The sequence below is a fragment of the Leptospira vanthielii serovar Holland str. Waz Holland = ATCC 700522 genome (genome assembly GCF_000332455.1).
In the GTDB taxonomy this organism is placed as follows: domain Bacteria; phylum Spirochaetota; class Leptospiria; order Leptospirales; family Leptospiraceae; genus Leptospira_A; species Leptospira_A vanthielii.
The window spans coordinates 242,707-256,301 of record NZ_AOGY02000042.1; the positions used below are offsets into that span (position 1 = coordinate 242,707).

Annotated in this window: 15 protein-coding genes; 3 read left to right on the plus strand and 12 right to left on the minus strand. The window is 36.6% G+C overall.

All coding sequences use genetic code 11. The annotated features are described in order from the left end of the window. Positions 1-24: 24 nt before the first annotated feature. The 9 genes from LEP1GSC199_RS10140 to LEP1GSC199_RS10180 all read right to left on the minus strand — a co-directional run bounded on the left by LEP1GSC199_RS10140 (position 25) and on the right by LEP1GSC199_RS10180 (position 6,715). Positions 25-816 (minus strand): GNAT family N-acetyltransferase, encoded by a 792-nt coding sequence (locus tag LEP1GSC199_RS10140; protein WP_002981216.1) that lies wholly within the window; start codon positions 814-816, stop codon positions 25-27. Between the two features lie 57 nt (positions 817-873). Beyond that, positions 874-1,518, minus strand: coding sequence for an NrsF family protein (locus LEP1GSC199_RS22295; protein WP_039926508.1), 645 nt, complete (start codon positions 1,516-1,518; stop codon positions 874-876). Next, a complete protein-coding gene (locus LEP1GSC199_RS10150) occupies positions 1,505-2,104 on the minus strand; it encodes a sigma-70 family RNA polymerase sigma factor (RefSeq protein WP_051999751.1) in 600 nt (199 codons plus the stop codon). Before LEP1GSC199_RS10150 ends, LEP1GSC199_RS22295 begins: the two co-directional genes overlap by 14 nt. A 62-nt stretch (positions 2,105-2,166) precedes the next feature. Beyond that, complete coding sequence (locus tag LEP1GSC199_RS10155; RefSeq protein WP_198288774.1) at positions 2,167-2,547, minus strand: DoxX family protein; 381 nt, start codon at positions 2,545-2,547, stop codon at positions 2,167-2,169. A 13-nt stretch (positions 2,548-2,560) separates the two neighbouring features. Next, a complete protein-coding gene (locus tag LEP1GSC199_RS10160; RefSeq protein ID WP_002981631.1) occupies positions 2,561-2,995 on the minus strand; it encodes a YHS domain-containing (seleno)protein in 435 nt (144 codons plus the stop codon). 22 nt (positions 2,996-3,017) lie between these two features. Beyond that, complete coding sequence (locus LEP1GSC199_RS10165; protein WP_002981332.1) at positions 3,018-4,436, minus strand: pyridoxal phosphate-dependent decarboxylase family protein; 1,419 nt, start codon at positions 4,434-4,436, stop codon at positions 3,018-3,020. Next, complete coding sequence (locus LEP1GSC199_RS10170; protein ID WP_002981457.1) at positions 4,433-4,888, minus strand: cysteine dioxygenase; 456 nt, start codon at positions 4,886-4,888, stop codon at positions 4,433-4,435. Before LEP1GSC199_RS10170 ends, LEP1GSC199_RS10165 begins: the two co-directional genes overlap by 4 nt. Positions 4,889-5,179: 291 nt before the next feature. After that, positions 5,180-6,133 carry an SDR family NAD(P)-dependent oxidoreductase gene (locus LEP1GSC199_RS10175; RefSeq protein WP_002981390.1) on the minus strand — a complete coding sequence of 318 codons (954 nt, stop codon included), beginning with the start codon at positions 6,131-6,133 and terminating at the stop codon, positions 5,180-5,182. Positions 6,134-6,184: 51 nt separating this feature from the next. Then, positions 6,185-6,715 carry a TetR/AcrR family transcriptional regulator gene (locus LEP1GSC199_RS10180; RefSeq protein ID WP_002981470.1) on the minus strand — a complete coding sequence of 177 codons (531 nt, stop codon included), beginning with the start codon at positions 6,713-6,715 and terminating at the stop codon, positions 6,185-6,187. Between the two features lie 249 nt (positions 6,716-6,964). Between LEP1GSC199_RS10180 and LEP1GSC199_RS10185 the strand changes: the two genes are divergently transcribed. Further along, positions 6,965-7,819, plus strand: a complete 855-nt coding sequence (locus LEP1GSC199_RS10185) for a hypothetical protein (RefSeq protein ID WP_002981606.1) — start codon at positions 6,965-6,967, stop codon at positions 7,817-7,819. Between the two features lie 18 nt (positions 7,820-7,837). Here LEP1GSC199_RS10185 and leuD read toward each other — a convergent pair whose 3' ends face one another. Beyond that, positions 7,838-8,464, minus strand: coding sequence for a 3-isopropylmalate dehydratase small subunit (gene leuD / locus LEP1GSC199_RS10190; protein WP_002981312.1), 627 nt, complete (start codon positions 8,462-8,464; stop codon positions 7,838-7,840). Continuing rightward, entirely contained in the window at positions 8,461-9,864 is a 1,404-nt protein-coding gene (gene leuC / locus LEP1GSC199_RS10195; protein ID WP_002981504.1) for a 3-isopropylmalate dehydratase large subunit, read from the minus strand. Before leuC ends, leuD begins: the two co-directional genes overlap by 4 nt. 91 nt (positions 9,865-9,955) lie before the next feature. On the opposite strand from leuC, the gene LEP1GSC199_RS10200 reads away from it, so the two are divergent. Next, positions 9,956-10,855: a LysR family transcriptional regulator gene (locus tag LEP1GSC199_RS10200; protein ID WP_002981296.1), complete on the plus strand. Its 900-nt coding sequence runs from the start codon at positions 9,956-9,958 to the stop codon at positions 10,853-10,855. A gap of 114 nt (positions 10,856-10,969) precedes the next feature. Here the strand turns inward: LEP1GSC199_RS10200 and LEP1GSC199_RS10205 are convergent, their stop codons facing one another. Beyond that, a complete protein-coding gene (locus LEP1GSC199_RS10205; RefSeq protein WP_002981190.1) occupies positions 10,970-12,292 on the minus strand; it encodes an LA_0442/LA_0875 N-terminal domain-containing protein in 1,323 nt (440 codons plus the stop codon). A 359-nt stretch (positions 12,293-12,651) separates the two neighbouring features. On the opposite strand from LEP1GSC199_RS10205, the gene LEP1GSC199_RS10210 reads away from it, so the two are divergent. Next, on the plus strand, positions 12,652-13,200 hold the full coding sequence (locus LEP1GSC199_RS10210; RefSeq protein WP_002981518.1) for a hypothetical protein: 549 nt from the start codon (positions 12,652-12,654) through the stop codon (positions 13,198-13,200). Positions 13,201-13,595 lie beyond the last annotated feature (395 nt).

Below are 13,595 nucleotides of genomic sequence, written 5' to 3' on the forward strand. Positions count from 1 at the left end.
TTAATGTAACTTCTATTGGCCAATTTATAATTCCATTGAACGTAGATAATGTGTTCCATATCTATAATCGATTGTATTTTTATCAAAAAGGACAAAAAAATCGGTGGTTCCAAATCCTTTGTCCAAAGCAGGATATCCACAAATTTTGGCACCTAACCGAACATATCCCTTAATCAAAGGGGGTATCTGTTTTCGAATTGAATCGAAATTATTGATATGATAATTGGAGTCAAATCCAGGCAATTGATGGTTTGGGGAGGGATAAACTGTTAATTCTTTCTGAACGAGAGCGCCATTTTCACGTAAAAAAGCATAAACTTGAGAAACTAAAATTGGATCAATAGAATGAATCGAACCACACCCAAAAAGATAACGGATATTATGTTTATTCATATACTGGCCAAATCCTGACCAAAGAAGAGATATTACAGACCCATCCCTATAATCTTTACGAACACAGCTCCTACCAACTTCGGCAATTTCTTCTTTTAAAAGATATAAATTGCTCAAATCAAATTCATTTTCAGAATAGAACCCAATTGTTTTTTTTGCAACAGAACTTCTTAATATTCTATATGTCCCAACGATCGAATTATTATTATTTTGGTCTTCTACTATTAAATGATCACAAAAATAATCATATTCATCTTGGTCTTTCTGAGTTTCTCGAGATTCAGAAAGACCTTCCCCCAACTCCAAATTAAAAACATTATATCGTAGGGCCAAAGTGTTTTCTATTTCACTTTGATTTTTTGCAAGTCTAACCACAAGTTTACGACTTAATCCTAGTTTCCTATCTGTATTACAATATTCCATTATTCGCTCCCTGTTTACACTCCCACCTACAAAAAAGTATGTTCATACGATTAACTTCTAGAACGTAGAGTCCAACTCGCGATGAAAGACAAAATTACCGATCCAAATCCCCAATAAACTTAAACCGAAAACAGGAAACAAATGTATTAGAATCAAGTGTGAAGCTGCTTCATTTGGGCAAAGAAATGCCTCTCCGAGAGCACTCATTGTTGCACTCGCAGTAAATATCCAAAAACCTATATTTTTTTTGGACATTGGGTATCGTCTTCGTATGATATAAATCAAACCGATCGAAGTTGGCAAATTCATAAGCAGAAAATCTCTGATACATGTATGATAATTATATATTGGTATATCTGAGGTTATCCCAGTAAAAAATCTAAAAAGCAACAAACACATCCATAATACTAAAAACGAAATGGGGGCAAGAGACAAATATTGGATTTTCCTATTTCCGGGAATACTTGTATGAATTGCATTATAAGCAGATATTAATAAAACCAAGAAGGCCGGAATTAATTCGTATATATATATGGGGATGTGAATCATTCGGAAAAAATCAGAACGCCACCAAATATATGAAATTAATATAAGTAACGAACTGCCAATCCATAAACAATATGCTACCGAAATCGGAAAAACTCGCCTAACAGGTGCCAAATTTGCACTAAGTCTATCAATTAAAACATCAGTTTTCATCATTAATCTTTATCCTTATAGTTTGGTATCCTCTATGAGCAATGACCCGAACATTGGCCTCCGACATCCGAAGTTTTAAAGAAACTTCTTTTACTGCTAATCCCTGGATTTTCAACATTGAGATAATATCTCTCTGCTTCTTAGGTAATTCCTGAATCAAAAGCAAAATCTTATCTGCCTTTTCTTTTTCATTTGGTTGGATTTCTTTATTACTAACCAATTGGTTCATTTCGATTTCAACAAACCTGGAGTATTGTTGATTTACTTTTTTATAATATTTATAAAGTATATTTTTTGCAATTGCATACATCCAAGGATGAAACGGTTTTGTGGGAAGGTAAGTATGTCTAGACCTGTGGATAGCAATAAGAATTTCCTGCAAAACATCTTCCCTATCATCAAATGAATAAATTCTACGGGCTAGAAAACCAGAAAGAATATCGCTAATTTTACTCAGCAAATTATGATATGCTTCAGAATTGCCAGCTTGCGCCTCCACCATCAAGCGAGAGTATGTTTCCTTTTCTTGTGTCATAAGATGCATACTATCAATAGTATCAGCATTATTCAAATAAAGTAAAAAATACATACGCCATCTTACTTAGAAGGAAGCCCTTTTTAATTTAGCTAAACATCCGAAACAAAAAAAATTCATCGTTTTCCATTCCTCTTCCATATACGATTTACCGAAGTAACTACTTCATCTTTTTTAAAATATAAAATCAAAATTGATGAAATGAACACAACAAGAGCCAAAAAAAACAACAATCCATAATCATCCAATACAACAATTCCGAGTATTGTGATATGAAAATATAGTGCTACTGATATAATGAAAAGGGAGGCGAAGGCTCCAATCACAGTGGTTTGTGGCCAAACCAATAATAATACTACTAAAAATTCTGCAACCCCAGACCCGATTCTTCCGTATGGCTCCATCCCAATCAAAGAAAATATATAAACCGATTCAGGTGCAGCACTGAACTTAAAGAATAGTGTCTGTAAGAAAATCATAGAAATTATGGTTTTCAAAATAATTATCACTTTATTTACCATCTTTTCTCCAATAACGATCAGCTTTGATGATTAATTCCTTTTTATTTTTGATCCACTGTTCCTGAATTTCTTTATTATAATTTAAATAAAGTTTTCCCTCAGTAATATCCCAAACCTCTGGTGAAATATCATATTTTTCACCTTCGCTCATTGCAAATGCACAGTATCCACCGTATTGCGGGGCAAATTTCTCTGGAGTTTGTTTAAACAAATTCAAATTCTCTTCAGTTGAGAATTTCCAAACTGCATTTCTCCATAGGAATTGATATTTAGAATTTCCCTTAACGGGTTTTTCTTCTTTAAAATAGGCAACAACATCATACCCATCTACTGCTAATTTTCCAATAAAAGTAGTGTTTATTTCCTCTGCCAATAACGGTGTGCAAAAACAAACCAAAACAAAATACTTCACGAATAAATTCATTTAATTGTGACCCTCCTTCTCGTTATGTTTTGAGCATACAAAATTCAGTTTCTTCTTTAATTTTATTACCTAGCCGGATGATGTCTGAAAACAGTTTATAAAGGTGAGTTTCATTCAAATCTGGATGAACAATGATAAGGCGAAAAAAAGTTTCTTTCTTTCTAGTTGCAATATTAATAAAAAAAATTCCCTCCTCTAACAGTCGGTGTCGAATTTTTTTATTTAAAGTATTTACATCACTTACAGATCGATATCGAAAACAGATATTCAATGAAGAAGGTTCATACATTAGCTCTAACTCTTTATATTCCAAAATCATTTCCTTCGCTTTTATAGCCATTGCGAATAAATTATCAATTTGTATTTCTATCCCAATGTCACCTAACGAACGCCATGTTAACCATACTTTTAAAGCATCACTTCTCCGACCGCATTGCAAAGAAGATGGTCCACTATCCCATTCCGCAATTTCTGATTCATGAAAAATATAATCTTCACCACCATGATTATGTGACGAACGCAGAATACCGTTATGTTTTGTAAGAAAAAAGGAACTCATGAGCCCGGTGCCAATCATCTTATGTGTGTCCCAGGTCATACTATCTACATTTTCAATTCCTTTTAAATGGTGGCGATGTCTTGAAGAAAGAAGAACGCTCCCTCCCCAAGCCCCGTCCACATGAAGCCATAAATTAAATTTTTTTGATATTTCGTGGATACGATCGATTGGATCGAATGATCCAAGCACTGTGGTTCCCGCAGTTGCTGCGACAAAAAATGGACACTCTCCTACTGAAAGACTTACCCTGGCCATTTCTTCCAAATGACTCGGCTCCATTTCTCCATTTGGATTTGTTTTTATTTTTTTAACTTGGTCTAGTCCTATACCAAGAATGTTTGCGGCTTTTTCAAAAGAATAATGCGCATCTTCTGACACAAATATAATTAACCTTTTATTTAATTGGCCTTCTTTTTTGATTTCAGGAAACATTTTGTTTCTTGCGACTAACAGAGAAATCATATTTGCATTGGATCCACCTGTCGCCATAGTCCCATCCCCATTTTCCCATCCGACCAAACGATTCATATGTTCTATCAATTTTTTTTCGACCAAAGTTCCCATCGGCGAAACTTCAAAGGTAGCCATTGTTGTATTTGTCACGGAAGTAAGCCAATCTCCTGCCAATGCATACTGGTTTAATCCTGAAAAAAGCTGATTCTGAAAATTTGGTGTTAGTGTGTTGGGAGTTAACTTAAGATATAATTGCATATCCTTAAATAGTTCAGCTGCATCCGCCGGATTTTTTTTTATCTCAAAATCGAATTCTCTTAAAATCTCATTCGGATTTTTTATTTTTCCTGTAGGTAAATTTTTAGCCTTATTATAGTGCTCAAAACAAATTCGAAAAACATCCGGTAACACTGTTGAGTCACTTTTCATTTTACAAAATTTCCCTCAAATGAATGGTTAACTAAATTTTGTATTTGCCATTTTTTAGAATTTTCATCATATACATTACAATTACAAATTGAAGGTGAGTAAAGATGTAAACTCACCGCAACGGACTGAAAAGGATTCACAATTTGGTGTGTTCCTATACTATCATCTATATAAGAATCAGTACCAAGTCCTAAAAGTTTTTCGATTTGATAAATTGGATTTTTATCAAAACATCGCTCAACTAAATTTCCTTTTATTATCCTAATCCAACCTTTACTTCCATTGTGGTCATGAATGGGTGTTTGGGAATTATTCCCCCATACCATTAGTAAAATTTCCCACCCCTTTCCTTCAGCATATTTATACCGTTTCCTTTCTCCCTCTTGTATATTAAAACTTTCCTCTATTTTAATTTCCTTCAGAGTACTTAAAGCTAACGCCAGTTCATTCATTAATATCCATCCTTTTCATACTCTCGGAATCTTTTTACTTCTCTCGGATTAGCGCAGAAAACAAAAACATAGAGAGGAATTCTTATATTACTCTTTGGAATTACTCCGATTTTCTAAAATGTTACAAAAATGAGTTTTTTTTTGTTTTTAGATCGGATTTTTTAAGAAAAACGCCAAATGGCAGGCAGATACTTTCTACTTTTCAAATCAGTTTTTTAGGTATTTCGAAGAATCAAGAATGAAGAAAAAATCCGATTTGTTTATCTAGGAACAAACCGGACCAACTTTTATTTATTTTTTGTTGGATCGAATGAAATCAAATGTTTCTTTAAGTCCTTTTTCAAAAGGAGTTTGTGGTATGGTACCAATTTCTCTTTCATACTGGACTCCACTCAAAACCAATGGATCTTTAGTTAGATACATCATTTCCACTACTTCTCTTAAAAAAGAATCAAAGATACCTGCGATCATTAAAGTTTTTTTTCCAATAGGGATCAAAAATGTTTTTTTACCTGTAATTTGTTTAGCAATTTTAAGGATTTCCTTTCCAGAAATGGTTTGTCCGGGTAAGTTCCAATTTCTTCGATAAGAGGATTCTTTGGATGCTACATTCACTATCATTTTGGCTGCATCCGGAAGGTAGATATATTCTCGTTTAACACCTGTTTCCCCAATAAACAAAGAGGGTTTTCCAAAAGCTAAACCTTCTAAAGTAGGATTCAAATAAGCATTTTTACTTGTAGGTCCATAATAATCCGGTAATCGAACAATGAGAGGTTTACTTTGTAACCAGCTGGAGGAAAAAATTAGTTTTTCCATCTCTATTCGAATTTTTCCTTTTTTTGAGTTCGGCTTTCTTAGGTATGATTCCTCAACCACATAACCAGGATTTGGTCCATAAACATAGATTCCGTCGACAAAAACAATCTTTTGGAAATTTGCCTGTGCCGCTTTCATTACGGACTCGGCTAGTAATAAAGATTTGTCGGCCATCTCATGATAAGGAACGTTTGCTGTTTGAAAAATGATATCCGCTGTTTTTGCTGCTTCTCGAACCGATTCCCACTGAAAAACATCACCTAATGCCAATTCCAGCTTTTCTGGATTCCCCAATTCATTTGCCAAAGACTCCAAGGCACCTTGATTTCTGCCGAAGGCTATGGTTCCAATCCCTCTTGCGAGTAATTCCTGAACGAGCGCTTTTCCCGTTCCCCCTGTTGCTCCTAATACCAACGCTTTTTCCATTTCCATCTCCAATATTTATTGATCAATCAATCACAAAAATTTTAAAAAAAATCAGAACTTTATCTCAGGTAAATTCAAAACCAAAGTGAGATTACAAAAGATTCCTTTGGCGAGAAATACTTTTGCTGTGAACTCAGGGTCGGGAATTTCAGCTTTCTGAAATTTTTTCACGACGAGTTCGTACAATTTCGCAAAGGATTCCGTTGTTTTCTCTCGGATAGAGGGTTCGGAAATCCCAAAGGCTTGCATTTGCAGATGGATTTCTTCTGGAAAGTTTGCCATCAATTGTTCATAAGCAACAATCATCTCCCCTTGCAGGTCCAAACCTATCCTTAGAATTGGGATATTCTCAAAGGCGGAGTGAATCCTTCTGAATGCCTCCTCCAAAGCCGCTAAATAAAGTTCCTCTTTTGATTTGAAAAATTTAAAAATATACGGTTGCGAAATAGAAGCAGCTTCCGCTATATCTGCCGTTGTCGCTTTATAAAAACCTAAGGAGGAGAACACCTTTACGGCAGCCGTGAGAATTTCCGTCTTTCTGGTTTGTGTCGTATTTCTCTCAGTTTCTTTCGATTTCATCATTTATTGATCAATCAATAACTAATCTTTGGATTAAGTCAAGGTAAAAATGAAAAAACATACCGATAAAATTCTGATGTATTAGGAAACAAAATTGAATCAATGGCAGGGTGGAAAAAATCAGCTCCGGAATTATCAGCATTCAGCAACTGGCAAACAATCCATACACTGGAAGTATCTTATGTTCGCAAAGAAAAATTGGGTCCATTTATTATCGACCTCAAGAATCAGTCAGGCCAAAATTTTTAAATTATGAATAGCGAACTGGGAATACATCTCACTTTACTCCTTTGGAACAGCTCAATTGCCATTCTAGCTGTAGCACTTGTTTGTTACTTGGCAAGTTATCGCCAATCCATTCTTTTTTTGCTTGTGATGACCATTTCTCTGTTAGCTGGTATTCAATTTACCTATGACACTCATCAAAATCCGATCAAAATCATGGGTTTTATCAAGCTTATGTTGCTTCTGCCCCTTGGCTTGGGCGCCGTGCTTGTCTTTGCAAGTTTTTCCGAAGATAAACAACAAAGGTTCCTAGTTTGGTTTTCTCGTTATATCAACTTTGCTGTGGTGGCGAATATCTTTGCCATGGTTTTTTCTCCCGATGGCGGCACCTATCGCGGGTTTCTTAGTCGTTTTGTATGTCTTGGTCTACTTGTCTGGTTACTTCAGGAAATGGCAAAAGAACGTTTCCAGACAACTCTGTTTGATCGCGGTTTTTTTATCTTTCGGTCCTCACCATTACAATGGGTCTATTGTCACGCTGCTTATCGCTTAGCACTCCTATCACTTCCAACCTTTGATAGCCTACAATACCTGCTCCTTGAACCCTTGAGTCTTATCCTCATGTTTGTCCTCTATCACTTGCACAAAAAACGCTACTTTCTCCACTATTATTTTGGTTTTGCGGACACACTCGTGGTCACAACTCTAACGGTGCTTACATGGTATCCGATTTTGCCCCCGTTCGAACCCAAGGGTCCCTATGTCAGCAGTTTAACGCAAATTCAATGGGACATGATATTTATACCCATTCAGCTTACTGTATTCGGCATTGTTTTACGGGCTATATTCAAAAATCGCTCCACCCTCACTACAAACTGCTAAAATATTTCTAAGAGATGTTTACCAATACACGTCCAAAAATGATTTTTCCGTTTTTCGTTTCCGTTCGAATTCTAAGATAGCTCTTTCATTTTTTAAAGTGCTTTCAATATCATCCCAACCATTCCGGATCCGGTTGACTGATGCAGAATCCAAATGGAAAAAGAATGTTTTCTCTCCCACTTGTACTTCTAAATTTTCCAAATTGATCCTAATTTGAGATCCAGGATTTGTTAAAATCCATTCAGTTATAGAATGGATTTCTTCTTTTTTCAAACGAATAAGAGCGATTCCATTCTTTGCCGAATTAATGGAAAATATATCGGCAAAGGAGGGAGCCAAAATGGCTCGGAATCCAAAATCAGAAAGAGCCCAAGGTGCATGTTCTCGACTCGAACCACAGCCGAAATTTTTTCCAGCGATGAGTACACTCGCATTCTTAAATCTTTCCTGGTTCAAAACAAATTCAGGACTTAGAATTTTTCCTTCTGAATCTAAATACCTCCAATCAAAAAATAAATGTTTTCCAAAACCTTTTTTATCGATGAGTTTCATAAATTGTTTAGGAAGTATTTGGTCCGTATCAATATCCTCTCTTGGGATTGATACCGCCACTCCTGTATGGATTGTCCAATTGTTTACGTTCATGTCAATGTCCTCACATCTACAAATTTTCCGTTCACTGCTGCGGCGGCTGCCATCGAAGGACTGACTAAATGCGTTCTTCCTCCTCGCCCTTGTCTTCCTTCGAAGTTGCGGTTAGAAGTGGATGCACATCTTTCGCCCGGCTTTAATACATCGTCATTCATCGCAAGACAAAGGGAACAGCCAGGCTCTCTCCACTCAAATCCAGCTTCTTTGAAAATTTGATCTAAACCTTCTGCTTCCGCCTGACGTTTGACAGAACCTGAACCAGGGACTACCAAAGCTTGCACTCTTGGATGGACTTTTTTTCCTTTCGCAACTTCTGCAGCTAATCGTAAGTCCTCTATCCGTGCATTTGTACAAGAGCCTATGAATACCTTATCAATTCTGATCTCCGAAATTGGAGTTCCAGGTTTTAAATCCATATACTCCAAGGCTTTCTCTGCTGTCTCTCGAGCCCGACTCTCTTGAAATTCATTTGGATTAGGAACAACTCCCAAAATGGATAAAGTCTGAGATGGATTGGTTCCCCATGTGACTTGGGGCTCTATATTAGAAATATCTAATTCAATTTTCTCATCAAAAAAAGCATCTTCATCTGTGAAAAATGTTTTCCAATATTCGATAGCTTCCTTAAAACTTTCTCCCTTAGGAACTAACTTTCTATCTTTCAAATACTCAAATGTGATTTGGTCTGGTGCGACAAGACTTGCCCTGGCTCCTGCTTCAATACTCATATTACAAAGAGTCATCCTCCCTTCCATAGAAAGAGAACGAATCCATTCACCAGAATATTCTAAAGTGTATCCTCTTCCCCTTGAGGTTCCCAACTTCCCAATGAGTGCAAGAACTACATCTTTTGCAGTGATTCCAAATCCAGGTTTTCCAACAAAACGAACAGACATTGATTTTGTTTTCGCCTGTTTTAAGGTTTGTGTCGCAAGTACATGTTCTACTTCACTAGTTCCGATTCCAAAAGCCAAAGCACCGAATGCTCCATGTGTTGCTGTATGAGAATCTCCACATACAATCACTGATCCAGGAGTTGTGAATCCTAACTCAGGACCGATTACATGCACAATTCCTTGATCGGGATCTTCCGGACCAAACAAACGGATTCCAAAATCTTTGCAGTTTTTCTCCATTGTATCAATCTGCAAACGTGAGACAGGTCCTGCTGCATCTCTGTTTTTACGATCTCTTGTGGAAACATTATGATCCACAACTCCAAAAGTGAGATCCTTCCTTCTTACATCCCTCTTCTTAGTTCTTAGTCCTTCGAATGCTTGGGCAGAAGTCACTTCATGTAAGATATGACGATCCACATATAAAATAGATTCAGAGTCTGAATTATCAAAGATCCGATGACTTTCCCAAATTTTGTCATATAGAGTTTGTCCCATATTTCCCTCTTGGTAAATAAGGTATCAAATTAATTGATATAATGCAAATAAATTGGTTTTATAAAATGTATAACTAAAAGTTATATGTCGTATGGAATTCAGACAGGTCATTTACTTTCTAGAAATCGCAGAATCAGGCACATTCCAAAAGGCAGCATCTCGACTAGGATTAACACAACCAGCACTCTCTAGACAGATTTTTCTATTAGAAAAGGAATTAGGAGTCACTGTCTTAGAAAGAGGAGGAAGGTCAGTTCGACTAACACACGAAGGTGAAAGATTCTATCAATATTCTGTTCGCATGAAGGAATTATGGGAAGAAATAAAAAACGGCTTTTCTAAGGAAAAAGAACTAAAAGGAACCTATTCTATTTCGGCTGGTGGGACCGTCTCTGCTTGGATCCTACCTCAAATCTTAAAGGAAATCCTAAAAAAAAGACCAGAACTTTCTCTTTCCGTAAGAGAGGGAGATGATAGGGAAACCAAAGACGCCGTATTAAAGGGAGAAGTAGATCTTGGGATTTTGACTGGCCCCATAACAGAACCTAGTTTGAATGTTCTAGAATTTTTATCTGATCAAATCGTTCCTTGCGCAGCAAAAGACCATCCTATTTTTCTAAAAAAGAAAATTAGAATCGAGGACTTAAAAAAACAATCCTTTGTATTTTTCCACCCAGGTTCGGCTCTTAGAAAAGCAGTGGAGAAAAAGATAAAATCTTTTTCAAAAGAATTTGGTTCTAAGATAGCGATGGAACTGAGAAGTGTTGAATCCGTGATCAAATCATTGGAAGCGGGACTGGGGATCGGTTTTTTATCAGAGTATTCCATTGGCTCAAAACTGCGGAAAATTAAATTCGAAGAATGGAATGCAGAAAGGAAATTCTATCTATGTTATCGTAAAAAATCAGGACCTGGACTTGCAATGCTTGCTGAAGAAATTTTAAAAGCCTCAGAAAAATGGAGAGTCGAAAAGGAATCTTTTTCCAATTAACAGGAAAAAGGTGACCAAATTCATATCCAATAGGATTCCGCAATGAGTGAAAATATTTGAAATAGTTTGATTCCTAGTTTGGATTTACATACTATTTCAAACAAGTTTGTGATTCTAAAAATTAAAACGATAATTTGCGCCAACTTGAACATAACTCAATATTGTCTTCGAATCATAGAACATCGGAATTAATATTTGAGGCCCATACACTTTTAGTAAGATTTGGGACGGATCCGTATTTCCCCCACCTTCGTTTTCCGTGATATAACCAGATTGTAATTTGTTATTTAAGGTCATGTTACTCGCTTCCACGAATAAACTGAAATCACCTTTGACCTTCGTTACGAATTTCACATTCACTTCGGTTCCTGTAGATTTCCATTGATAGTCTAGGCCGTACGGATTGTATCGAAAAGGTGCGGAATCCAATCGAAATTCGTTGCTCCGAAACGAGGATGGGCCTTGCATATCCAAATGCAAAATCTGCCCTTGCAGAGTAAATCTTTCTAAAAATTTCCATTCGAATCCAATTCCTAAACTATAACCTTTAAGTGAATTGCTAGTATCACGATAACTCACTCGATTGGGGTTGATTCCTGTGGCGGTAATCCCTCCGAGACTATCAACTTCTTGGTTGGTTTTTGTCCAAATTCTTTCCAAACCTCCCAATATTTGAAGATCTAAAACCGGATGCGGATAAGGAGTAAATCCGATCCTAGAAGAAAGTTTTTGAAACTTTGTATCGCCGTTTCCGAGAAGAACATTGGTAGTTTTGTCTGAAGTGGAAGAAGAGCCATTCCCACTTCCGTAAGCAAGCGTCTGAAAGCCACCGACATCGAACTTCCCTTTGGCTTCCGTACCACGTATCTCGATGGTGAACCGGTCCCAAGCATAAAACAATCGTGCCGTTCCGCTGTGGTTTTTAGTTTTGTATGGAGTGGATTGCAACTCGGCTTGACCACCGCTGCTAAAAAGAAGGCCCGCTACCTGAATGGTTTGGAAAAAAGGGCGGAGCTCTGATTGGCTCTCGCCACTTCCAACTCCCAAGGAACCTTCCAGATAATGTCGTTTTGCATTAGAAAGTTGTTCCTCCCTTTTTTTATGTAATTCTACTTTTGTTTTGAGATTTTCTTCTTCCTGTTTTTGTTTTTCTGCGAGTTCCTTTTCTTCTTTGATTTTCTTTTCCTTTTCCGAAATCTGAGGTTCGATTTTAAGAGCTGAGGAATCGGGTTTCTTTGCAAAGGACACTTTTCGAATTACAGACTTTGAAAATACTTTTTTGCTACCGTCTGCGAGTTTGATCGTCACAGAATCTTTGTCTTGAGCAAGGATGGAACCTTCCCATTTTTCTCCGGACTTGAGTAGAATCGTTTCACTACGGAGAGATAAATTTGAAATAAGAAAGACCGAAAACAATAAGAGAATCATTTTTTTCATAATTTTAGCCAGTTCAATACTTGTATTGAAGGATCATAACACATTCAATTAATTCGGCAATTCGATTAAACTTTCTGAGATCGATTTAGAAAGAAAAAGATCTTTCCAACGAATCAGAATGATCCTAAGAAATTAAAGCTTAGTTTGTTAAAAAACTAAAATTTTCACAAACACACAATATAAATCATAAATTCAACTCCTTAATGGAAAGTTATCCTAGAAGCTTCCCTGTTTAATTTGAAAAGATTCTCATTGGAGAAAGCAATTTGATTAATTGAAAGTGTAATCAACTAAATTGTGACTTCTGTCAATACTATGAAAGTGCTTGCGAAATTATATCCAAGTCATGAAATCAGCGAATGAGCCGGAAACTCTGGATTTTTGTACTTATTCTCAGTATTCTTTTTTCGTTAGGAGCAGAAGTCATCGCAGGGCTTGGCGGATTTGCCAGTGCCTTTTCTTCAATAGAAATAGGATCGGGGGCACTGCCAGGTGCGCGAGTGGGAGGACCATTCTTACTGACAATCGTTCTAGTATTCCTGTTTCTCATCGTGTTATCATTTATTTCCTTACTCACTACCTCTGGAATACTGGGACTAATCAAAGGGTTATTCTTAGGTGCGACCTTAGGCCTTTTATTCGACTATCTAGTAGTCCGAGGAAAAATCGAACCAAGCGATCCTGCAATCATACGCCGCTGGGCAGGCCGCGGCGCAGCATTCATGTTTGTATTTGTACTCTGGGTTGGGATACTAAATCCGTTACTTTCGCAACTGGGCACGCATCCAAACGACGTTTTTAGTGCAAAAGATATAGTTGGGATTTTTTCTACAACAGGAGTTTTTGTCTGCGGATTCTTTGCCTTCATCGGTGCAATGAGGTATTACTGGACGCGAGGAAAGAATTAGAACGTCTAAGAAATCTACTTTCAATCTTGTGATGATAGAATAGAACTTGCGTCTGTCATTTTAAATCTAAGGTGATTCATTTTTTTTGTTTAATAATTAATTCCCAGTTGTTTTGAAAACAGTTTAGCTTTTCAATAGATCAAACATTAATCTACCATTAGGAAAGTAGTAAATCTAATGGAGTGATTATCATTCGTTTGATTTTTTCAATCCTTAAACAAGAAGTTAACTCCAACCATGAAAATTCCTTTTTCCCAACACCAATTTTCATGAAAAAGCGAAGTTTTGATTAGTAATAGAGCTATTTTTAAATCGATAAAAAGGAGCAAAACGTTAGCCTATTCCAATTATATTCGTCTCATATTATCAGATAATCACACTGTATTTGGACTATA

Coding starts and splice junctions, on each gene's coding strand:
- LEP1GSC199_RS10150 (WP_051999751.1), bottom strand. CDS start 2,104: ATGTATTTTTTACTTTATTTGAATAATGCTGATACTATTGATAGTATG.
- LEP1GSC199_RS10180 (WP_002981470.1), bottom strand. CDS start 6,715: ATGATGAAATCGAAAGAAACTGAGAGAAATACGACACAAACCAGAAAG.
- LEP1GSC199_RS10160 (WP_002981631.1), bottom strand. CDS start 2,995: ATGAATTTATTCGTGAAGTATTTTGTTTTGGTTTGTTTTTGCACACCG.
- LEP1GSC199_RS10165 (WP_002981332.1), bottom strand. CDS start 4,436: ATGAAAAGTGACTCAACAGTGTTACCGGATGTTTTTCGAATTTGTTTT.
- LEP1GSC199_RS10185 (WP_002981606.1), top strand. CDS start 6,965: ATGAATAGCGAACTGGGAATACATCTCACTTTACTCCTTTGGAACAGC.
- leuD (WP_002981312.1), bottom strand. CDS start 8,464: ATGAACGTAAACAATTGGACAATCCATACAGGAGTGGCGGTATCAATC.
- leuC (WP_002981504.1), bottom strand. CDS start 9,864: ATGGGACAAACTCTATATGACAAAATTTGGGAAAGTCATCGGATCTTT.
- LEP1GSC199_RS10205 (WP_002981190.1), bottom strand. CDS start 12,292: ATGAAAAAAATGATTCTCTTATTGTTTTCGGTCTTTCTTATTTCAAAT.
- LEP1GSC199_RS10210 (WP_002981518.1), top strand. CDS start 12,652: ATGAGCCGGAAACTCTGGATTTTTGTACTTATTCTCAGTATTCTTTTT.
- LEP1GSC199_RS22295 (WP_039926508.1), bottom strand. CDS start 1,518: ATGATGAAAACTGATGTTTTAATTGATAGACTTAGTGCAAATTTGGCA.
- LEP1GSC199_RS10200 (WP_002981296.1), top strand. CDS start 9,956: ATGGAATTCAGACAGGTCATTTACTTTCTAGAAATCGCAGAATCAGGC.
- LEP1GSC199_RS10175 (WP_002981390.1), bottom strand. CDS start 6,133: ATGGAAAAAGCGTTGGTATTAGGAGCAACAGGGGGAACGGGAAAAGCG.
- LEP1GSC199_RS10140 (WP_002981216.1), bottom strand. CDS start 816: ATGGAATATTGTAATACAGATAGGAAACTAGGATTAAGTCGTAAACTT.
- LEP1GSC199_RS10170 (WP_002981457.1), bottom strand. CDS start 4,888: ATGAATGAACTGGCGTTAGCTTTAAGTACTCTGAAGGAAATTAAAATA.